Source organism: Limosilactobacillus sp. (assembly GCF_022482365.1).
Lineage (GTDB): Bacteria > Bacillota > Bacilli > Lactobacillales > Lactobacillaceae > Limosilactobacillus.
Window position 1 is genome coordinate 911,794 of the sequence record NZ_JAKVPE010000001.1, and the last position, 21,825, is coordinate 933,618.

General features: G+C 39.8%; 22 protein-coding genes and 1 pseudogene. 6 read left to right on the forward strand and 17 right to left on the reverse strand.

Going from position 1 to position 21,825, the window contains the following annotated elements:
- Window positions 1-211 precede the first annotated feature (211 nt).
- The 8 genes from LKE23_RS04375 to LKE23_RS04410 all read right to left on the reverse strand — a co-directional run bounded on the left by LKE23_RS04375 (window position 212) and on the right by LKE23_RS04410 (window position 6,470).
- Window positions 212-1,900, reverse strand: coding sequence for an IS1096 element passenger TnpR family protein (locus tag LKE23_RS04375; RefSeq protein WP_291978245.1), 1,689 nt, complete (start codon window positions 1,898-1,900; stop codon window positions 212-214).
- 108 nt (window positions 1,901-2,008) lie between these two features.
- A complete protein-coding gene (locus LKE23_RS04380) occupies window positions 2,009-2,329 on the reverse strand; it encodes a hypothetical protein (RefSeq protein ID WP_291978246.1) in 321 nt (106 codons plus the stop codon).
- Window positions 2,330-2,349: 20 nt separating this feature from the next.
- A complete protein-coding gene (locus LKE23_RS04385; protein ID WP_291978247.1) occupies window positions 2,350-2,622 on the reverse strand; it encodes a hypothetical protein in 273 nt (90 codons plus the stop codon).
- A 12-nt stretch (window positions 2,623-2,634) separates the two neighbouring features.
- Window positions 2,635-3,495: a CPBP family intramembrane glutamic endopeptidase gene (locus LKE23_RS04390; RefSeq protein ID WP_291978248.1), complete on the reverse strand. Its 861-nt coding sequence runs from the start codon at window positions 3,493-3,495 to the stop codon at window positions 2,635-2,637.
- 42 nt (window positions 3,496-3,537) lie between these two features.
- The gene (locus tag LKE23_RS04395; RefSeq protein ID WP_291978249.1) at window positions 3,538-3,696 is read right to left on the reverse strand and encodes an AbrB family transcriptional regulator; all 159 of its coding nucleotides are present in this window, start codon (window positions 3,694-3,696) and stop codon (window positions 3,538-3,540) included.
- A gap of 71 nt (window positions 3,697-3,767) precedes the next feature.
- Window positions 3,768-4,475, reverse strand: coding sequence for a hypothetical protein (locus LKE23_RS04400; protein ID WP_291978250.1), 708 nt, complete (start codon window positions 4,473-4,475; stop codon window positions 3,768-3,770).
- Window positions 4,476-4,675: 200 nt separating this feature from the next.
- Window positions 4,676-5,641: an AraC family transcriptional regulator gene (locus tag LKE23_RS04405; RefSeq protein ID WP_291978251.1), complete on the reverse strand. Its 966-nt coding sequence runs from the start codon at window positions 5,639-5,641 to the stop codon at window positions 4,676-4,678.
- A 13-nt stretch (window positions 5,642-5,654) separates the two neighbouring features.
- Complete coding sequence (locus tag LKE23_RS04410; RefSeq protein WP_291978252.1) at window positions 5,655-6,470, reverse strand: oxidoreductase; 816 nt, start codon at window positions 6,468-6,470, stop codon at window positions 5,655-5,657.
- A gap of 364 nt (window positions 6,471-6,834) precedes the next feature.
- Here LKE23_RS04410 and LKE23_RS04415 point away from each other — a divergent pair, with 364 nt between their 5' ends.
- Window positions 6,835-8,031 (forward strand): ammonium transporter, encoded by a 1,197-nt coding sequence (locus LKE23_RS04415; protein WP_291978253.1) that lies wholly within the window; start codon window positions 6,835-6,837, stop codon window positions 8,029-8,031.
- 247 nt (window positions 8,032-8,278) lie between these two features.
- Here LKE23_RS04415 and LKE23_RS04420 read toward each other — a convergent pair.
- A pseudogene (locus LKE23_RS04420) lies at window positions 8,279-8,617 on the reverse strand (GNAT family N-acetyltransferase); the annotation flags it as partial.
- Window positions 8,618-8,996: 379 nt separating this feature from the next.
- Here LKE23_RS04420 and LKE23_RS11095 point away from each other — a divergent pair.
- Window positions 8,997-9,065, forward strand: a complete 69-nt coding sequence (locus LKE23_RS11095) for a hypothetical protein (protein WP_219349973.1) — start codon at window positions 8,997-8,999, stop codon at window positions 9,063-9,065.
- Between the two features lie 273 nt (window positions 9,066-9,338).
- Here LKE23_RS11095 and LKE23_RS04425 read toward each other — a convergent pair whose 3' ends face one another.
- The 4 genes from LKE23_RS04425 to LKE23_RS04440 form a co-directional block, all read right to left on the reverse strand.
- Window positions 9,339-9,656: a GIY-YIG nuclease family protein gene (locus LKE23_RS04425; protein ID WP_291978254.1), complete on the reverse strand. Its 318-nt coding sequence runs from the start codon at window positions 9,654-9,656 to the stop codon at window positions 9,339-9,341.
- Between the two features lie 134 nt (window positions 9,657-9,790).
- Window positions 9,791-9,982 (reverse strand): hypothetical protein, encoded by a 192-nt coding sequence (locus LKE23_RS04430; protein WP_291978255.1) that lies wholly within the window; start codon window positions 9,980-9,982, stop codon window positions 9,791-9,793.
- A gap of 717 nt (window positions 9,983-10,699) precedes the next feature.
- Complete coding sequence (locus LKE23_RS04435) at window positions 10,700-11,710, reverse strand: Abi family protein (RefSeq protein WP_003716718.1); 1,011 nt, start codon at window positions 11,708-11,710, stop codon at window positions 10,700-10,702.
- A gap of 28 nt (window positions 11,711-11,738) precedes the next feature.
- Window positions 11,739-14,855 (reverse strand): type I restriction endonuclease subunit R, encoded by a 3,117-nt coding sequence (locus LKE23_RS04440; RefSeq protein WP_260236024.1) that lies wholly within the window; start codon window positions 14,853-14,855, stop codon window positions 11,739-11,741.
- A 65-nt stretch (window positions 14,856-14,920) separates the two neighbouring features.
- On the opposite strand from LKE23_RS04440, the gene LKE23_RS04445 reads away from it, so the two are divergent.
- Entirely contained in the window at window positions 14,921-15,556 is a 636-nt protein-coding gene (locus tag LKE23_RS04445) for a restriction endonuclease subunit S (protein ID WP_291978256.1), read from the forward strand.
- Here the strand turns inward: LKE23_RS04445 and LKE23_RS04450 are convergent.
- Both LKE23_RS04450 and xerA read right to left on the reverse strand, forming a co-directional pair.
- Window positions 15,553-16,089 carry a restriction endonuclease subunit S gene (locus tag LKE23_RS04450; protein ID WP_056974673.1) on the reverse strand — a complete coding sequence of 179 codons (537 nt, stop codon included), beginning with the start codon at window positions 16,087-16,089 and terminating at the stop codon, window positions 15,553-15,555. The genes LKE23_RS04445 and LKE23_RS04450 overlap by 4 nt on opposite strands.
- Window positions 16,086-17,054, reverse strand: a complete 969-nt coding sequence (gene xerA / locus LKE23_RS04455; protein WP_003717945.1) for a site-specific tyrosine recombinase/integron integrase — start codon at window positions 17,052-17,054, stop codon at window positions 16,086-16,088. The genes LKE23_RS04450 and xerA overlap by 4 nt, the downstream gene beginning before the upstream one ends.
- A gap of 138 nt (window positions 17,055-17,192) precedes the next feature.
- Between xerA and LKE23_RS04460 the strand changes: the two genes are divergently transcribed.
- A complete protein-coding gene (locus tag LKE23_RS04460) occupies window positions 17,193-18,323 on the forward strand; it encodes an IS30 family transposase (protein WP_291976173.1) in 1,131 nt (376 codons plus the stop codon).
- Between the two features lie 5 nt (window positions 18,324-18,328).
- Entirely contained in the window at window positions 18,329-18,967 is a 639-nt protein-coding gene (locus tag LKE23_RS04465) for a restriction endonuclease subunit S (protein WP_291978257.1), read from the forward strand.
- 96 nt (window positions 18,968-19,063) lie between these two features.
- On the opposite strand, the gene LKE23_RS04470 is transcribed toward LKE23_RS04465, so the two are convergent.
- The gene (locus LKE23_RS04470; RefSeq protein ID WP_291976173.1) at window positions 19,064-20,194 is read right to left on the reverse strand and encodes an IS30 family transposase; all 1,131 of its coding nucleotides are present in this window, start codon (window positions 20,192-20,194) and stop codon (window positions 19,064-19,066) included.
- Between the two features lie 52 nt (window positions 20,195-20,246).
- Window positions 20,247-20,939 (reverse strand): hypothetical protein, encoded by a 693-nt coding sequence (locus LKE23_RS04475; RefSeq protein WP_291978258.1) that lies wholly within the window; start codon window positions 20,937-20,939, stop codon window positions 20,247-20,249.
- Between the two features lie 421 nt (window positions 20,940-21,360).
- Here LKE23_RS04475 and LKE23_RS04480 point away from each other — a divergent pair, with 421 nt between their 5' ends.
- Entirely contained in the window at window positions 21,361-21,819 is a 459-nt protein-coding gene (locus tag LKE23_RS04480) for a sigma-70 family RNA polymerase sigma factor (protein WP_003716712.1), read from the forward strand.
- The last annotated feature ends 6 nt before the right edge of the window (window positions 21,820-21,825 follow it).

Genomic DNA, 21,825 nt, shown 5'->3' on the forward strand with positions numbered 1-21,825 from the left:
TAAAGTGATTCGTTTGCGTCCAGTAGGAGTGGTTCCCCGCCTGCGAAATATAAACAAGTTCAAATGCCATCGTCATAGCCCCATTTTCAATTTTTAGATTAGCGAACATATGTTTGTTTAAATTATATCATAAAGGAAATATAATGGAAGCGCTTTTATCACTGAATAAAAATAAGCAGCCCATATCATTGATATAAGCTGCTTGGAACTCTTATCGTTTAATTTCCGCATTTAACTGCTGCACACTAACAAAATCAAGATTAATCAGCTGACCGCCGAGCCATTCTTTAATCGCCGGGTCAACCCAGCCGGCGCGAAAGTCGTGGTAGTAGTCCTCCAATGCGTCGACACCGCCAATGTCCTCAATAATCCCGTAACCTCGCGCACTGCTAATCCACGGTGTGTGACCACCCAGGTCAATAATAGATTGAACCCTTAGTTTGAATTCCCAACCGTCACCATAATCATAATGCAAGGTCAAACGGTCCCCTATATTCAGGCAGGCAACTGTTGCTTTCTCAGCATCAACCAGCCGATTGTCCGTTTCATAATAATCCTTAAACATTGGGAGCAAGTAGCACTCCCCCGTCGTATCATCTGTTAAATCATAATGGTGCTCAAACCGTCCCCGAAACATTTTGATAATAAGCCTTTGAAGTTCGGCCATTGTTTCCCAGCTACCGATGTTAAATGTTCGTGACATTGTCGGCTTAAACCCTGCCAACTGCACTTTGATCGTGTAACTTTGTTCAAAACCGTCCGCATCCTTTGGCACTTTTTTCAGAGGATAGAGATATTTAGCTAAGCCGGCGGGCAGTTCCCCCTGGCCAATCATCGCTCCCATTTGATCACGGAATTCGTCAACGAACACTGAATCATCATGAATAAACTTAGTTAGATCCGCTTCACTGGCTTCACTGGCTTCACTAAATTCATCCGCTTTTCCATTAAAAATGTCCAGCGCGTCTTGCAAAAATCTCCTGACTTTTGCTATGTTCGGCTTATTGATAATGGCTGTCTGACTGAGAAATTTATAGAAATCCGTTAAAACCACCACTGCCAAATCCTCGTCGCCATCGCTATTGAGAATTTTCCAGAAGTAACGGTTCACATCCGCCAAATTATCGGTCACCAACCCAATTTGTTCGCTCGATAGCAGAAAATCATTGAGGTAGTTATCCAAGAGCTTCTCGGTTGCCTTCTTCTCAACCAATTGTTCCCCAAATTTGCTTGTCAGGAACTGCTTTATCATTACTTGGTTGTTAGCCTTAATTGCGGAAAGTTCAGTGACATGGTCAGCTGATTGTTCACCAACAAGGTCTGCCCATTTTCGTGGGTCTTCGAATTTTGCCTGAATGGTGTGGTACTTAACAGTGCTCTTCGGCTTATTGATTTTCACCGGATGGAGTTCATTCATAACCCGGGAAATTATTTCATTAACCTGATCATTATTTCCCAGGAAATACATCAGTTTTTGGGAGGCTCTACACAGAATTGTGTTGTGCGCTAGCTCTGAGCTGCCCTCTAATTCAGCAATTAGCTCGTTCTGGTGGTCAGCGACTGCTTTTCTTGCTTTTCGGAGCGCTTCATCATCGATTTGTTCCACAAAGCGGTGCTGAGAATAATAGTTAGCCATCTTTTGGGATAATTTCCCCCGTTGTTCAGCAGTCAAAAAGCCCATTTTCTGTATTAGTCGTTTAACAACATATCCAAAAGTTTGGAGATCCAGATTATCACTTAACACAAGCATCCCCGACGTTTTTTCGCGATAGAGATAATATTGCCGACCACCAATTTGAACCGGTTTAAGGTTCCAAATTGTCAATGGCTTCGTCGACTTACCGCCATGCTGATTAGCCAAACTCTCTTCTAGTTCATGATCGAAAAACACCTGCGTCATTGATTTTTCACCTCTGTAAATCTCATTTCAGCATTTGGGACCCGATAAATCTCGAAATTCACGCAACATTGCATAAATCCGCAAATTTATCGTGTCCCGAAAGCACGTTTACACAACATTAGCCAAAATCCGCTCCACGTCATGGCTGAAACTGCTTTTCTGCAGCTGGCTGCTGATGAAGTAAACCGTCACCTGCTCACCATCAATTGTGAACGCCACCCTGGCGGAGCCAATTTTACCCAGGTTCAACCGAAATTCGTACACTGGATGTCCGGCAACCCGCTGCCTGCTGGCCAGCTTAACCTTGGTCATCCCCGTCTCTTGTTCCTCATCAATCGCCGCAGCAATCCGCCGCCGAATTAGCTCAACTTGTCGGGAATGCTTTTTGAAAAAGCTTTTGCACCCCGCCTGATAAAAGTCCACTTTCACTCTGCTTGCCTCGCAATTTTTCATAACTGTTCACGACTGATGTAGAGCTGATGGCTGCGCGGAAATTCGCGCTTAAAGGCCGTCATCAACTGGTGCTTGGCGTCGCTACCGCCGGGATAAGTTGTCGTTAGGTTGAGGTAGCCCTGTTCGGTCAGCGTCACCTGTCCTGCCGCGCTCGTAACGGTTAGCGAACGGTCTTTTTTATTGGTGAGCAGCACCACGCGCTGGTCAGTCCGTGCCCGCACGAGCCGCTTCAGTTCCGCCTGGGCCTGTTTTACTGGTATTTGTCGCATCTGCACACCCCACTATCTCGGCTGAGCTGCTCCTCGGCGCTTCTTCAACAGGAACAGAAAGAGCCCAATCATCAGCAGGTAGGCGACATTGAAGGCCAGACTGCAGTCAGACCCGTATTGGCCGCCGGTGATTAACTGCCGATGGCTGCTGAAAATCAGCTGGAACGGCCAGTCGTGGGTAACGCTGGCCTGGATCGGAACCAAGGTAAAAAAGAGGTTGTAAAAGGCGTGAACGGTATAGTCTGCCCAAATCGAACCCTCGTAAAGGTAGATCAATGATAGCAGGCAGCCCATCAGCGCACCGGAAAGGATCAACTGAACGGCACTGATAATGTTAAGCGGGCCGTTCAGCAGGTGGACAAGGCCAAACAGCAGCGAAGACACAATAACGCCAGCGATGAGATTGTAGCGGCGGGCGACTTGTTCAATGATGACACCCCGGAAGGCCACCTCTTCCACGAACGGCGCCGCAAAGAACATCAATGCTTCGCTCACCAGATTTTGCGTGAAATCCCAGTGATTTAATGCTGGCGTCTCAAACTTCAGGCCGGCAATCAGCGATCCGCACAGTATTAAAGTGTACAGCAATAATCCGTAAGCCAAATACCGCCCCTTGATCCGGACCGGAAAAGAAATTGCTGGGAAATCGTGGTGATAAAAGTGCTTTTTGAGCCAAACAAAACCATAGTAGAACAGAAAGAGGTAGCCCAGCGGCGCCAAGACGTACACCGTTAAAATATAGAGATGGTTGGTTTTCAGCGTAGGAAATACAATCTGCGGAAGGCCAAGTACAACTTGTGCGAGCACCTGGGCGACGATTACCCACAGCAGGATCACAACCACATCACGGACGGCTAGCCAAAATTTTTTCATTGTTCTGTTCCCTCTTCCAAGATCATATCTGCTTTAATTCTATTAGCCATTAACCATCCAGTCATGAAAATCCGGCGACTTTTTCGGATCATAGTGACCATTTGCATCAATTTCAACGTTTTCGACTGGAGTTTGTTTAATCAGGTTCGCCCAATCTGATGCAGTCGGTAGTTTTTTGATGGTGACTTCATCATTCTTCATCTCAAATGACACCTCAATACTTACTGTTAATCCCATTGTCTCACAGTTATATTACAGCTAAATATGATTCTTTACTTAGGGATAATATGATACTTCATATGACGTGCCTTGAAATAACAATAATCAGCTGTTATCTCCTCTACCGTCATCCCCTCTTCATCAACCAAGTAGACAAAGCCGTCTTGAAGAAGAATGGTAGCGTCAAACCAGTACGGGTCAGTCGTCTCTGGATCGCGGCTAGACGTATCATATTCAAGATCACCCCAAAACCAGACCTCTAGATCACATCCCCAGATTCCATCAAATTTCAGATAAAGCTGTCCATCATCTTGCAGCTTTTCCTTTTTGATGCGAGCGTCATGAAAATTTCCAACCGCCCAATCTAAATCTTCGATATCTCGCTGCGTTTTAATTTCATGAATCTCACCATAGACATATCCCCTATCTATATTTCTGCACTGGTTAAGAATATTTTGGGGCTGATTTCTTTTTTCAGTAATTGAATCTAAAAGATCACGACTTAAAAAGTTGACGCAGCCTTCACCATCTTCGTTCAAATTCCAGTCACTCTGGTCTGAATCAACAATCAAAATTTGTGTTTTTAGAAACTGACTGTCAGGTTGAAATGTTAGCCATTTAATTAATCTTTTCTTTTTAGCATCCCACACGATCCAATAGTCATAATAAAAACTATCATCAGATCTTTGCCTATCCTGGTAATGGCCAAATACCATTGATAGATAGTGGCTTCCGTTTTCTTGACGAACAATTGCATGCATCGCTCTTCCCACCAATCATTAAGTATTAAAGTTTTTAACGCATTAGACTATTTATTATTTTACTACCTACTCTAAATTAGATTAAGTCCGCTATCTAGCTAGGTCCTGAATTCATAAGACATATAAAAAGATCTCCTATCTTGAATTCAACTTCAAGAATAGAAGATCCTTAGAACCATACTTTCCCAGTATTTTCCGCTTCAAGCCTTGCTGGCCAATAATTTAAACTGCCCCACTGTTTGTCCCGTCCACCGCTTAAATGCTCTTAGAAAAGAAGAGGTTTCGGTATATCCCACCAAATAGGCAATTTCGTCGGTATTGACTCCGTTCCGGATATAGGACTGCGCCAATTGTTTTTGCACCTTGGTTACCACATTCTTAAAAGTGGTCCCCTCTTCCTTTAGCTTCCTCTGTAGGGTTCGATCACTCATTCCAAGCTGGCTCGCTACCGCTTCAATTGTAGCCTGATTTCCTGGCAGGGCATCTAACAGAAGCTGCTGAACCTTTTCCTTAGTGCCCGCCGAATTGGCAGTATTTTGCAGTTCCTGGTCGAGGCTCGGTTTGAGGTATTTCCACATAATATTGTTTTCTGTTATAAACGCCTGATCCAGGTCATGGCTGGAAAAGACTAATTGATTGTCAGCCGAAAATTCACCCTTAATCCCTAAATAATTTTCTACCACTGCGCCATAACGGTACGGGCCCTTAACCTTTTTTGGCGTTATTTCTTGGCCACTGCCAATTCGTAAGAGGCTCACCACCAATATCTGCTCATTTAATAGCATAAAACGCGGAATCGCTTCGGTTTGGTGCGTAAAGGATAAAGTCACCTCTTGAGGCGTCTTGGTTAGTTTCACATCGACCGGACCCACCACCTTTTTATAGCGAGCAAACCGCTCTAAGGCCGTTATCCCATCCGGACTAGCCAGGGCCGCATAAAACGACGGGATGAACTGCTGCAAGTTATTAATATTGCTTAGCTGGAGAAGCTGCTGATCATCAAGTTCTTGATCTAAAACTCGCATGACTTGAATATACTGCTCGTCATTTAACTCAAGCTCTTCTCCAACGCTAATCGGTAGTTTAGCCTTTTGGTAAAGCGTCGAAAAGTTTATTCCCGATTGCTCAAGCATCCCTATAAATTGCTTGCTTAGATCAAGTTCCATCAGCTTTTTCCTCCTAAGATGCTTTTGAAATGATAAAATCAAAGGCTCGCGTCGGCAAGATAGTGTGCAAAAAGACAAACGGCTTAGCTCCAAAGCCCACCAAGTAACGCGCTTTCGGGTGCTTGGCATTGGCGATTTTTAGCATGGTTTTAGCGATCACCTTAGGACTCGACAACAGGTTGCTGGAATACTGGCGAGTCATCGAATCTGCTGTCTTGCGGGCTTGTTGCTCATAGGCCCCGCCCTGAGCAGATTTGCGCAAATTATCAGCGGCAATGAATCCCCATGGGGTTTTAATCCCACCAGGTTCAACCAAAATAACATCAATGCCAAATGCCTTGGTTTCTAACCGTAAAGCATCGGAAAAAGCCTCCAAGGCATATTTGGTGGCGTGATACCAGGCACCAAACTTGGTGGTTAACCGGCCACCCATGGAGGAAACGTTAATAATCTTCCCCGATTTCTGGGCACGCATGTAGGGCAATACCGCCTTCGTCAGTTCGGCCAGGCCAAAAAGGTTAACCTCGAATTGCCGCTTGGCTTCCTCAATTGTAACATCCTCAACCGCTCCATATGATCCGTATCCCGCATTGTTAATCAGGATATCAATGCGTCCCTCGCGGTCAATCACTTCTTTAACGGCTGCCTGGATAGAGTCTTCCAGAGTAATGTCCAACTGAATCGGAACAATCCCGGCTGCATTTAAGTCCTCCATCGACTTAACGCGCCGGGCGGCTCCGTAGACCTTGTAACCATTTTGAGCCAGACTCTGTGCGGTTTGATGACCAATCCCTGATGATGCACCAGTCAGTAATACTACTTTTGTCATTGTGATACCCTCTTACTTTATATTTGATGTCTTCATTCTAGACAACAATCGCCGCCAATTGGATAGCAATTAATGACAGGTTAGTAGCAAATCACGACAAGGATATTTATGCGGATTTTATTCTCGCACCAGCCGCCGATCGTCAAAATCACGGACGTTCTTCTACCTGCACCGAACAGGACTTTTTCGGATTATAATAACCATTCATATTAATTTCAAAGTCTTAACCGCTAACGGGCAAATGCTAATTATTATTCAGTGTGAAACCGAATTCGACTAATAATTTGATGGCAAATTGGATAAACTATTGTGACCGGTCCAAAGAAATGCTAGATTAGTTCCAAATTGTTAGGAGGTGGTCTACTTGTTCCAGGTAAACACATTATTCGTGATGATGGCTAGTATTCTAGTATTGTTAATGACACCCGGTCTCGCTTTCTTTTACGGTGGTCTAATTAATCGACGTCATGCCAATAACATGCTGCTAACCGTCTTTATGATGTGTGGATTAGCTGTAATTCTCTGGATCTTTGTAGGTTACTCACTATCCTTTTCCGGCAATCATTGGGGGATAGTTGGTAATCTACATGACATTTTAATGATTCACGTTCCAGTTAATACGGCCATTAAAACCGGAATTCCCGTTGCTGACTACGCAATGTTTATGATGATGTTTGCCATCATTACCCCTGCCATCTTTTGTGGCTCAATCGTTGGACACGGTCGATTCAACTTTTTAGTAATCTTCACGATTTGCTGGTCAATCTTAGTTTATTATCCACTCGTTCATATGGTCTGGACACCCCACGGATTGTTGGCAAGGTTGGGGGCGGTCGATTTTGCAGGTGGACTAGTTGTTCACGTGAACGCGGGCATCACAGCCTTGATTCTTTCCGCCTGGTTAGGCCGGCGCAAAGAGGTTCATTCACAACACAATAATCTCTCCTGGGTCTTAATCGGCACGGCACTTTTATGGATTGGCTGGTATGGCTTTAATGCCGGGTCTGCTTTAGCCGTAAATGATACGGCAATTCAAGCAATGTTAACAACGACCATTGCCTGTTCAACCGCAATGGTTACCTGGATGCTTCTAGACCGCTATCGCTTTAACCATGTAACCCTAGCCGGCGCATGCAATGGCGCCATTACTGGATTAGTGGCTATTACTCCCGGCGCTGGCTATGTAACATTAGGCGGTTCAATGGTTATCGGGATCCTTGGCGCCATCATTAGTCAGTCTTTTATTACCAAGATCAAGCCCCATTTGCAAATTGATGATATTGTTGATGCATTTGGCTGCCATGGGATTAGTGGTATTTGGGGAAGCATTGCCACAGGTATTTTTGCTAGTCACCAAATTAATAGTCACGTAGAAAATGGGCTTTTATTTGGTGGTGGTCTCCATCTTCTCCTCGTTCAATTTTTGGTTACAGCGTTAATTATTGTCTTCCTCATAGTAATGGACGTTATATTAATCAAAATTCTCGTCATCATTATCCCTGGTTCAATTGATTACACTCAGTTACCGGCAGTGCGCAATAGCAAGGGCCTTCAAAGTTGACGGTCATCATCCCAATTTTAATGGTCAGACAAATAGCTTTTCAGGCTTGCCAGTTTGCGATCTTCCAACGCTACATGGAGCTCACGTTAACGTTAACCTTAACCAACTCAACTCGCCAAAACGAACACTAATTTCAACAACCAGAAAATCTAGCATGCCACCCACTCGCCCCTCCAGCTTAATAAACAAAAAGTGTATTAATTCCAAGCATCAAAGCAGGAATTAGTACACTTTTTATTATGGATGGTTAAACTTCCTTATAGCACGGTTCATTAGCCGCTATCCTTCTCATTAGATAATTCTCTAAAATTACCCCTTGGCGAATAACTTTTTGTTCTTTAATAACACGATATCCTCGATGCTGAAAAAATGCTTTTGCCGTAATAGAAGCTTGGGTTGTGATCATTTTTCCAGCTACTGATTGCTCTAGCTCGTTGCAAATTGCAGCGGCAACTCCCAATCCTTGATAATCCTTATGCACAAATAATCTGTCCAAATACCCAGAATCGTCTATATCGCCAAAGCCGACAATCACATTACGCTCCATCGCAACAACTGTTTTATGCCTTAGAAAAGAGTGACTCCATTCCTCTAAGTCAACTCGCCCTGTTGCCCAGGCATTTAATGCTTCGACAGGATAGTCCGATAGTCCTTAGCATTGACGCGATGAACTGTATCATAAAATAATTCTGCTAATTGCTTACAATCGGCGGGAATATACTCTCTTAGTTGCATTTCTCTTCTCCAATTTTGATATTGCTCTCAGCGGTTCAGCATAACTCAGAAACAAGAATCTTAATCAGTCTGTGGAAAACTGATCTGCCGGCCTCAAAGTCACTATCCAGTTATGATATAATCACCCTTGCGAGAAGTTTTATGGGCGGTGGCTGTTTTCTCGAGACGAGGTGGTTCTATGAGCTATTCTTCAGAAAGGATTACGGCCCGTGAGCGTCTACCAGGCACTCATGCTAGCGTTAGCATTTGCGACTTTCATCGTTGCATTACTAACCTTTATTTTCACATTTTGTGCATAATAAAAGACCGTCCACTACATAACTTTGGCGAGTTACGGACGATCTTTTATTGATCCAAAATAACTAAGCCACCGCCTTTAAAGCGGCTCGCTTTTTTGTTTACAACTATATTTTACCATCAGCAATTACTGGTAGCAAATTACAGATCCTTAAACTGTACATTACCATTTGGAAATAGCACACCAAGGGCAGTCGATTCATGAGCAGAAGTTATTTCAGAAATAAAACCACCTAAGCTCTTTTACAGTAGTCTATTTTACATTGAAAAAGCTTTTATTGTCGCATAAACAAATATAAATTCTCTACCTCTTCCGGTGACGTGATAAACCATTCTTTACCCGGAGAATCAGATAACCACCGACCTTTTACCTTGAGAATACTATGTAACGCTTTCTCCATTAAAGACGAATTGTCGCAATTAAGAATCAACGCAATATGAGGTAACTCAGGATAACAAGTACCTGCCTGTCCCAAAACCCTACTAATAGGATCTGTTTCAGTTCGTCCAATTTTACATTCCCACACATGCTGACCTTTTAATTCAGCCAATTCTTTGTATTTATCGTAATAATAAAGATACACAGCGTCCATCCCTGTGCCAAGCTCTTTATCAGCAGACCATGCTCTGTCTACCGTTACTTTCTCAGATACGATAACTTCAGTTATTCCTACCTCATAATTTAATCTCCAAATACCATACCCTATGTTCTTTATGCCGTTATTTTTTAATTTCTGAACGGCCTTTTTAAAAACCGAAACATAAGATGCTTTCCCAGTAATCCACCATGATCAAAATGATACTTTTTAACTTTAGCAATAGCATCCTGCCTGGAAAACTGCTTACCGTCAAACAGTTGTAAGAGTAATTCACGGAAAATTGCAGGAGTCAGTTCCAATCCACTAAATTTGTAATCCATAACCGCCATCTCCCTTTCTCTCCATGAATCTTATTAATTCATTTAACGCCAAACAGGAATGCCAACAAACTCAGGCATGAGCTTCCATGTTGTTAGTTTCCCTGAGCATAAATAAGGCGACAAGTGTACCACCGCGTCATCTATTCGCAATCATCAAAGTTTAACGCCTAAGCTATACTGCATGCTGTATTTCAAGCCTCTGAGTATAACTATTCATCCCGCTCCAGCACCGTTACGCTCTCAGCGGTTCGCCACTATCCAATCATTCGTCGCTCTGCTCCTCATTCTTGGGTGGCTATCGCATGGAGTATCACTAGTAATCCCTTCGTCGCTTTTAGCTCCTCGACATTACTGTGATACTCTCAACATGCCACGAGCTGAGTCTCTTAATTAGACATTTGTTACATCAGGTCAGTTTAGTCGATTATCATTCTTTATTACAAAACAGCGTGTTTGTTAGCTCACTGCCATAATTCTAGAAGCTACCTTGTTCTAAAAATCAATAACAGATTCAACATTTTATCAGTTTGCGGGAGAATCTAATTCTCCACAGTTAAAGCAATACGTTCGTGGAAAATTCTAGTATAACTATTATAATTAGAAAAACGCTTCTCACCCATCAGGATCCAAGCGCTTTCCCTATGTCATGCACTATAAAGCAACATGACGCCATTACTGGCAAATATTTATTTCATACTTATCTTATCTAAATTACCTCTAAAAGTCAAATGGCAATGGCCAGTTGCTTTGACGCCAATATCCTATACTTCTTAAATAACTGGACTTTAGTCGACTTGGTATTCGACTTTGTTTTATCAAATTAAAGAATGATATTTTAATTTCTTGGATCGAATCTAAAATACACATTACTTGGAAAAGATTCAAATTCCGTCTGGACCTATTTGTCCTTAATCCCAATCTCTTTATTAAAGAAGCGTCTACCGGGTATTTAGCGTGATATCTACTTTTATTAATCATTTCAAAATGTGCACATTCATTTCTCAACCAATTAACCACATAGAGGACACTTTCAAATTCCTGTCTTTCTACTGGTTTAAGATTGAAGTCAGCTAGGACTTCCTTAGCGACTGTTGCGTTTAATAATGTGAACATTAAATGAGTTTGTCCAAAATCCAAGATTTTTATTGCAACCCACAGAGGTGGACATCCTCCATATGCACTCATGTATCTTTCCTTACGTCTCAGCTTGCGTCTCAAAACATTATCGGTAACAAAAAAAGGAAAAAGGTCTCTCTGATTTATTTTTGGATTATCACCAGAATACTTTATTGAATATCCGAATCTCGCATAAAACACTTCTTCACGATCGTTTCTGGTAATATCTTTGTAATGAGACGGATCACGATAATCATTCCAGATAGGATAATGTCGTGAGAAATGATATGCAATAGATGTTTTTAAGCTAATTTCGAATCTACCAATATTTGCTAACAGCAATTGGCGTAGGTCCTCATTAAGTTTGTACAAGCCTAATAGATCATCTAATGAATAATCTCCATAGTACTTATGCTTTGGATCTGATACGTTAATAACATCTTCTAGGCCATTAACTAAATCAAAATAGTTTTTCTGTATAAGTTCATTCTTTAATCTACCAATAGATTTTTTCTTACACTCATTTGAAGGTACTTTAAGATGCCGCTGATCAAAGATAATATCACACTGTTCATCTAAAGTTTTAAAACTTTTGGGGCTACCACTATTCACAGAAGTACATACCTCCTTATTTTAAGTATTAATCATCTGATGCCATCAGTTCAGCCTGTTCTACCACGGTATTTACTGCTTGAGGCGCAATATCAGGCGGATAACCATACTTTCTAAGAAGGTGTTTTACAGCCACACGCATTTTAGCTTGAATATTACGTCTCTTTTCCCAATCAACGCCAGCTTCTTCTTTAACTAGCTTGACTAGCTCCTGAGCAATCAAATGAAGTTTCCTTTCTCCAAGAACTTCGACAGCTTTCTTATGATCAGCTAGTGCATCATAAAAGGCGATTTCTTCTTGACTAAGTCCTAAGTCTTTACCCTTTTCTTGCTCTGCATTAATCTTTTTAGCCATATCAATCAACTTACGAATAACAATTTCACTGGTAATCCCACGTTGATTATATTCGTCAATTGATTTCTGGAGCATATCTTCAAATTTTTCGGACGTAACTTTATTACTTTTAATCATTGCTTTAATCTTACCCTTAAGTAATTTTTCCAACAGGGTAATTGCAACATCTTGCTCCGGCATACTATTAACTTTCTGCAAGAATTCATCTGAAATTAAATCAATACTTTGTCTTTTTATGCCTAGTTCATTGTAGATGTCAACATTGGGTTCAGAAATGATGGACTGATCCAATAACTGTTGCATTTGATATTTAACATCAGTATGTTTTCCTGAACCGACAGGCGTAGTTGGTTGCTTTAGTTTTTGAATAAACACCTTAACCGTCTTAAAGAAAGCAATCTCTTTGCCATAGGCTTGCGCTTCCGGTTGAGTTGAAGTCAAAGCATAAGCTTTCTGTAATTCAGTCACAACATCCAAAAACTTTTGTTGTGTTTCCTCGTCCTCACCTAGAATCTCGTTAGCAACTCGCCGAGTAATCTTTAAGCGAACAGCTCCATCTTCTGAATCAAACCCTGAGTAATCAACTCCATATAGGAAATCATTAGTAATGATGTCATATTTCTCTTTCAAAAGGGCTAGGGCTTTTTGCATATTGATACCCACTTGCCCCTGGTCTTCTGTGGAATAAACGTTCAGCGCTTCTTTCAGATTTTCAGCGATACCAATGTAGTCCACAATTAAGGCACTATCTTTGTCCTTAAAGACCCGGTTGACACGAGCAATAGCTTGAATTAAATTGTGTCCCTTCATCGGCTTATCAATGTACATAGTATTCATCGAAGGTACGTCAAAACCTGTCAACCACATATCAACCACGATAACAATCTGTAATTCATCATTATTATCTTTCATCCGTTTTTGAAGGACTCGACGATCAGCTTTACTGGTCTGAAACTTTGCCATTTCTGGACCATCGGCCGCAGAAGACGTCATTACAACCTTGATTTTCCCTTTATTAAGGTCATCACTATCCCACTCTGGGCGTAACTTGATGATTTCATTATAGAGACGAACTGCGTTACGACGCGACATTTCAACAATCATTGCCTTGCCAAAAGTCTCTTTTTGTCGTGCTTCGAAATGATTAACAAAATGCTTAGCAATACTTTCTAGTCGCGGCTGAGCACCAGCTAATGCCTCCAAACGGGAGAATTCTCGGTTACGTCGAGCATTTTCTTCTAAGTTAGGATCATCATCTAAGTTGGCCTCTTTTAGCAGTTGTTGATACTTAGCCTGTGCATCGGACTTCAATTTTAGAGGAAATACATGACTCTCATAATAAATTTTGACTGTAGCATGGTCATTAACAGCCTGAGTAATATCATAAACGTCAATATAATTACCGAAGACCGCAACAGTTGATTTATCAGCAGTAGAAATTGGGGTCCCAGTAAAACCTATGAATGATGCATTAGGTAAAGCATCACGTAAGTATTTAGCGAAGCCATATCGTAACCCATTATTAGTGAATTTAGCCTTTAATCCATATTGAGAGCGATGCGCCTCATCTGCAATAACAATTACATCACTACGGTTCGTTAAAACTGGCATCTCTTTTTCCCCGCTGTCAAAATCTGGTGAAAACTTTTGAATAGTTGAAAAAACAATTCCCCCCGATTGTTTATCCATAAATTTACGAAGTTCATCACGAGATTCTGCATGTTCTGGAGTCTGTCGTAAAAATTCATGTGCGGCGGCAAACGTATCAAATAACTGATCATCTAAATCATTACGATCGTTGATTACCAACATCGTTGGATTATTAAGCTTTCTAGCCACAATGCTGGCAAAGAACACCATCGATAAACTTTTACCTGATCCAGTAGTATGCCAAACCACACCAATACGCTTATCATTAGGGTCAACAAGTGTTCGTTTAGCTGCTTTAACCGCTTTATTAACCATGTAGTACTGGTGGTAAGCCGCCAGAATCTTGATTGTATTATCTCCATCAGTTTCAAAAATAATGAAGTTTTCAATTAAATTAAGTAGATCCTTAGGCTTAAGCATGTACTTAATCATTGTCTCTAATTCAAGATCATCACCAGTGTTAATATTTTTTGGTGCTCGCCAGCGCATAAAGCGATCAAAACCAGCAGTTAAAGATCCAGCTCGAGAATTAATACCATCCGATGCAATCAAAATTTCATTATATTTCAGATATTCAGGAATTTCAGCTTTATAAGTTTGTAACTGTCGATAACCATTCTCAATGCTAACATTAGGATTACTTGCGTCCTTAAATTCAAACGTCACCACTGGTAATCCATTCACAAAAATAGTGGTATCTGGACGCCGCTCATTGCTTCCCTTAAAGGTGAACTGATTGGTAGCGATAAATTCATTATTTTCAACATGATCAAAATCAATAGGATATAAAACTTCAGTCCTATTTTCACCCTTAACCGTTGTTTTAACTCGAATACCTTCGATCAACAGCTTATGGAAATAATGATTATTAACCATCATATCTGGATTATTAGCTAACCGCATTATTTGCCGAAATGCTTCTTTATAAATTTCATCTGAGTATCCTGGATTTAGTTTACGAAGTGCAGTTTGAACCTTAGTAGGTAAAATAGCTACCGTATGATCATTACTTCGCATAGCATCAATTTCTGGATTAGGTGATGTTGGGCTTGGGCTTTTATAAACGTCATAGCCAACCTGTTTTAAGGTATCTAATGCCAGATTTTCAACATCTGCTTCTAGTAAATAACCTTTTGACATGATGTATCACACTCCTTTCTTTTTGTTGTGTGTTAAATGCTAATTTAACTAATCAGCTTAACTCAATGTTTGACAAAATGTATTATGAATCATCATCAAGAATTGAGTTGATGAACTTTGTTTCTGAAATGAAATCTGGCGACTGGGGAAAAGCAAAATCAACTGACAATTTTATTAAACCGGCAACTATAATACGGGGAACTGACTTTTGCAATGTTGCAAATGGACAAAAATCCGATGCTCCTATTAGATATTTGAAAACAGCTACTATACAAAAGAAACATCTTATTGCAAATGACGTTTTAATAGAAATATCAGGCGGCTCGCCAACTCAATCTACAGGTAGATCGTTATTGATAACAGATAAATTACTAAATCGATATAATACCCCAGTGTTAGGTACTAATTTCACAAGATTGTTTAGGTGTGAAACTGAAGAAAACGCTGTACTTTTCCATAGTTATATTAATTTTCTCTATAACAAAAATGTTTTCTTCAATTATGAAAATGGAACAACCGGCATTAAAAACTTGGATTATAAGTCAATACTAAAAATTAATGTTAATGATGTTCAAAAGCACTCTTTATTTCCTAAGTATTTCTCAATGTATCATTTTTATGAATCCATGAAGCAACATTTAGGAGATGAATCCACAGTACTAACCTGCTTAAAAGAGCAACTTCTTAGGAAATTCTTTTAGGCAGCTAAATTAGCATTTATTTGATAATTTAATTCGATCTTGCGGGTTATCGGTTCTATTTTTTGAATAATATTTGCTTGCTTATCAAGCGACGGAATATCTACCTCAAACCCCTTCATTACTCTTCCAGAGACCTCTTTGAATGTAGAACCTGAAGATACATTTTCAAGTTCGTCTTTTTTTGTAAGCATTAAGTAATATAGGTATTTAGGTAATACTATATCGGTATTTGGGACAATACTTTTAAACCCTTGATTCGTTGTTATCTTGTTAGCAGCTAAAGCAACATATCCAATTGGTGCTCTTGAGCTAACTAACACTGTATCCTTAGGTAATAATTTAGCACTTGAATTATCCAATCCTTCTTGACTAATATCTCTGGCACCATGTGAAATATACATTTTGGAATATCCACTGAGATCCTTCGGAGTTATCCAGGCAATTCCTTTATTTGCGTAATATTGCTTTTTTCTTGTGGAAGGTGTTCCACCACCAATCACTTTACCGATTTGGTCTAACCTATATTTAGTCACCCTATATACCTCCTGTGAGCTATTTTTACATTACTTTGTTTAACCATTGCATAATGCAATGTTGTGTCTATTCTTTCGTGTCCAAGTAGTTTTTGAACCTGCTCAATCGGCATTCCCTTATCAATAGCATTTGTTGCCAATGTCCTTCTGAATTTGTGAGGATAAACTTTTGCTATCCCTGCTTTCTTACCCAAACTCTTAAGGCGATTTTCAATTCCATTAATACTCATTCGTTGATGTGGTGCGTGTAAAGAAACAAACAATGCAGAATTGGCATCTTTTCTCTTTGCTAAGTAATTCTGTAAATGTATTTTGCTTCTAGCATCAAAATATACTATTCGCTGCTTATTGCCTTTTCCCAATACCACACATTCACGCTCATCAAAATTTATATCATTTTGGTTAAGGTTAACTAATTCACCTATACGCATACCTGTTGAAGCAAGTATGTCAATCATTGCAACATCACGCTCACTATTACAATGATCCCTCAGCCTTTCTAAATCTTCATCACTATAAGTATCCTTAACTTTAGCTGATGACTTAACCTTATGAATCCGTCTTACAGGACTTTTGATAATAACATCTTCATCTTCCAGCCAGCTAAAAAAGCTAGAAAAAATTCGTCTAATATTATCAATAGTCACTCGGCTGGAGTTTCTAGATTGCTGATAATTACCCAAGTAATCACGTAAATCTTCAGTAGTAATCTTTTGAACATGCTTCCCTAAATACGAAAACATCATCTTTAATGTCACTTGATAATAGTTAATTGTTTTTTCAGAACATCCTTCAACCTGTTTAGCGGCTAAATAATCTGCAATATAAGATTCATTGCTTTTTTTAGGACCGCTATCTGTATTATTCCCAAGTTTTTTCTTTAGTACCCGTTTCAGTTGTATTAGTTGACTGTTATCCAAAACCCTTAACATTTCTTGTACGATTTCATCAATAATTGAGTTCATCTGTCATATACCTCATTTTTGAGGTAGATTATAGAATGAAGTTAGCCACCCAGTTGGTGGTAAATAAAAAACGCCATTCGGCGTGACATCAGGTATCATATTAAGTGAACCAAACCTATATGAAAGGATGTCCGTCAAATGACGCACTTAAATGATACCATGTCTACTATTTTATTGACTACTCATAAAAAGAATGCTCATCTTACTAAAGAAGAACGTGTGATGATTGCGACTTTAAAGTCGCAAGGACTTTCCAATCGCGCAATTGGTCGCCAATTAGGAGTTAATCATCAAACAATTAATAACGAGCTCAACCGTGGTACGGTCCGCCAACTTCGTCGTCAAAAATCTAATGGTAAGATTTACGAATATTCTTACTACATCTATAGTTATGAAGCTGGTCAGGCCACATATCTTGAACATCACCGCCATTCTGGTCGTCGTCGCTTATATTATTCTTCAAAGCAATTTTTACGATTAGCTGATCAGCTAATGCTTGGTGAGTTTGACGACCACCATTACTCCCCACAAGCGGTTATTTATAAGGCTCGAGATTTAATGAATGATGGCACCCTGATCCCAAAGTCGGTTGTAACTTTATATCAATGGATTAATGAGGGTGTGCTTCGTACGTCCAATTTAGACCTCTTTGAAAAACCTAAACGTAAGCATCATCAAACTCATCCGCAAGCTAAAAGGTGCTTAGGGCCTAATATTGCTCAACGACCTCAAACTGCGGACCAACGGTCCGAAATTGGCCATTGGGAACTGGATACAGTTCAGGGACAGAAAAACGGTAATGACAGTGTTGTACTAGTAATGACTGATCGCCTTTCACGAGTTAATATCACGAGTAAAATTGCTGGTAAAACTGCGCATGCAGTAAATCAGTTCTTTATAAATTTGCGCCAGAAAATGGGCACAGATGCTTACTATCGCATTTTTAAGACAATAACCTCTGACAACGGTTCAGAATTTAGTGAGTTAACACAAGTTCACGATCATGTTTTCTATGCTGATCCGTATTCCCCTTGGGAACGTGGATCCAATGAGATCAATAACCGGTTTCTCCGCAAGGAGATTACCAAAGGTGAAGCTATAAATAACTATAGTAGTGCTCAGATCATAGCGACTAATGATTGGATGAATCACTATCCACGAGCTATGTTTAATGGACATTCGTCAATGGATATCTATCGTAAGGCCTTCTACCAAGAGATATCACAGCTCCATCAACCAATAATCAATTGGTCAGTATTATTTATTTGAGTCCAGTGGCTAACTTATTCTTGAAATTTAGGACTTATTTAAGAACAATTGATAATAAAATTCAACTAAATAAGCAATTAAATGCTAATTTACAAGAACTAAGACATATTCTATATAAACAGCTAATAGCACAGTCGGCTCTTAAAACGATTAGTATAAAAGAATTGTATAGCATTAAATATGGCAAGACGTTACCCAAATCACAATTGTTAAGAACAGGCACTAAAGTTTTTGGTGCAAAAGGTTTTATGGGATATACAGAAAGAAAGCCCTTAGTTAATAAGGCAACTGTTACAATAACGAGCCGTGGATCTGGGGCAGGATTCGTTAGTTATATTGATGAGGAAGAAGCATTTTTAACAAACAACTTATTGTACTTAATAGATAAAACTGGTTTGGGTTTATCATTCACTTATGAACTTATTAAAAGTAGTAAGCCTTCGCAGTTTGTAACCGGTTCAGCACAGCCACAACTGACTATAAATAATCTTAAGCAATTAAAATTAAAGATTCCCACTGATAGATTTATTATTGAACAGTTTAAAAATAATACCAAACGGATTGAAGATTGTATGAGTAATAATAAAATAGAGAATAATTCGCTTCAAAAACTAAGATTAGCATTTTTAAATTATTACTTTTAGGCGGCTAAATTAGCATTTAGTGACTTGCAGAATATTATTGTATTATTTTATCAAAAATGAGGTACCTAAATTTCAAGAATAAGTTAGCCACTGGACTCAAATAAATAATACTGACCAATTGATTATTGGTTGATGGAGCTGTGATATCTCTTGGTAGAAGGCCTTACGATAGATATCCATTGACGAATGTCCATTAAACATAGCTCGTGGATAGTGATTCATCCAATCATTAGTCGCTATGATCTGAGCACTACTATAGTTATTTATAGCTTCACCTTTGGTAATCTCCTTGCGGAGAAACCGGTTATTGATCTCATTGGATCCACGTTCCCAAGGGGAATACGGATCAGCATAGAAAACATGATCGTGAACTTGTGTTAACTCACTAAATTCTGAACCGTTGTCAGAGGTTATTGTCTTAAAAATGCGATAGTAAGCATCTGTGCCCATTTTCTGGCGCAAATTTATAAAGAACTGATTTACTGCATGCGCAGTTTTACCAGCAATTTTACTCGTGATATTAACTCGTGAAAGGCGATCAGTCATTACTAGTACAACACTGTCATTACCGTTTTTCTGTCCCTGAACTGTATCCAGTTCCCAATGGCCAATTTCGGACCGTTGGTCCGCAGTTTGAGGTCGTTGAGCAATATTAGGCCCTAAGCACCTTTTAGCTTGCGGATGAGTTTGATGATGCTTACGTTTAGGTTTTTCAAAGAGGTCTAAATTGGACGTACGAAGCACACCCTCATTAATCCATTGATATAAAGTTACAACCGACTTTGGGATCAGGGTGCCATCATTCATTAAATCTCGAGCCTTATAAATAACCGCTTGTGGGGAGTAATGGTGGTCGTCAAACTCACCAAGCATTAGCTGATCAGCTAATCGTAAAAATTGCTTTGAAGAATAATATAAGCGACGACGACCAGAATGGCGGTGATGTTCAAGATATGTGGCCTGACCAGCTTCATAACTATAGATGTAGTAAGAATATTCGTAAATCTTACCATTAGATTTTTGACGACGAAGTTGGCGGACCGTACCACGGTTGAGCTCGTTATTAATTGTTTGATGATTAACTCCTAATTGGCGACCAATTGCGCGATTGGAAAGTCCTTGCGACTTTAAAGTCGCAATCATCACACGTTCTTCTTTAGTAAGATGAGCATTCTTTTTATGAGTAGTCAATAAAATAGTAGACATGGTATCATTTAAGTGCGTCATTTGACGGACATCCTTTCATATAGGTTTGGTTCACTTAATATGATACCTGATGTCACGCCGAATGGCGTTTTTTATTTACCACCAACTGGGTGGCTAACTTCATTCTATAATCTACCTTACCAAAAATAACTGGATAATGCTTAACTTTTGCTGACAGAAAGCCATGCTTGTCCCAGATAATTCCTGCTAAACGCTGATCTGTATTTTCACCAAATACTCGTGAATCATCGTGTTGTATTAATAAAGAGCCATCATGGCTAAAATCTTTATTATCAATAACTAGTAATTCATAATTTTGATAAGACACATACTCATTACTTAAAACACGTTCTGAAACCTTATTTACTAGCCGCTGTTGTTTTTGCAACAGTGGTTTTTTCTTTACACTACTTTTCCCTTGGGCTGCATCATTAATGATCTTTTCAAGCTTTCTTGCATATGCATCCCCTGCTTTGGACGGATGAGTACTGATACCAACCTGCATTAAGCTTTTAGCAATCCGCGAGCGCGCCTGATAGTCCAGTCCATCAATATATTTAGCTATTCGCTCTGTACTTAAATGACCACCCACTCGCCGTGCTAAACGATTAATTGATGACCGTCCTGTGAAGTAACTCTTAAAAGTATTTTCATTATATCCAATCAAATGATGGTACTTAACATTAGTCATCAATTCCATCATTTTGTCGACACATTCCGCTTGTGAACCTCCATGACCTAAATATGGCTGCAATATCTTAGCCATTTTCGAGAATTCCTCGTTTGCCACATCTACCACCTACTACTTTTGGTCAGTTGGTCGGTTAACCATAACTAACCAAAGAATATTTTTATCAATCGGTATTAACCATCACCGACCTGAACACACCACCAATCTTTACTATCCTAATCACCGTGATGCTGCTCATGCTATACGCTTTCATTATATCAAGTTTTCTCATTAATACAAACGTATGTTCGGAAACGTCATACGATATGCACCATTTGATCACGGTGTTCCGACATATCAATAATTTAATACTTATTGTTCTGTAACCAACCATCGGAAGGACGGCTGCAGTACCCAAGCGATCTTATCGTTTAGGTCTGTTTTATGCTGTCTTTTTAGTGGTTTTTAATATGCCTTCGATTCCTTCGCTTGGGAGATCCAAGAGGAGGAATTTTTTATGAAGAAATACTACGACGACCGGAAACAACTCAACATGGAGATCTCAGATGCTAAAGATGGCAGCATGCGCATCAAGTTACATCAACCGACTGGCATCAAGGAAATCACGGTCACAGAAGCTGAAGGTAAAGAAATCATCGAACTTAATCGTATTGAGTACAACGATAACCACCGTGAAACTCGTCGTCATGTTTCACTTGAAGCCTATGATCCATACGGCGCCTTAGTACAAAACGATGCTGATCCATATCAAGCCGTAGTTAATAAGGAAGAAATGGACCAACTCTACCACAGCATCAATCAACTTAAACCTGAGCAGCAGAAATTAGTCATGAAAAAATTCTGGAATGATATGAAACAAGTAGATATTGCTAAGGACGATGGAGTGACCAAGATGGCGATCACTAAACGTTTCCAAACTATCTATCGACGGCTCAAGAAAAATCTTCAAAAATAATCGTTT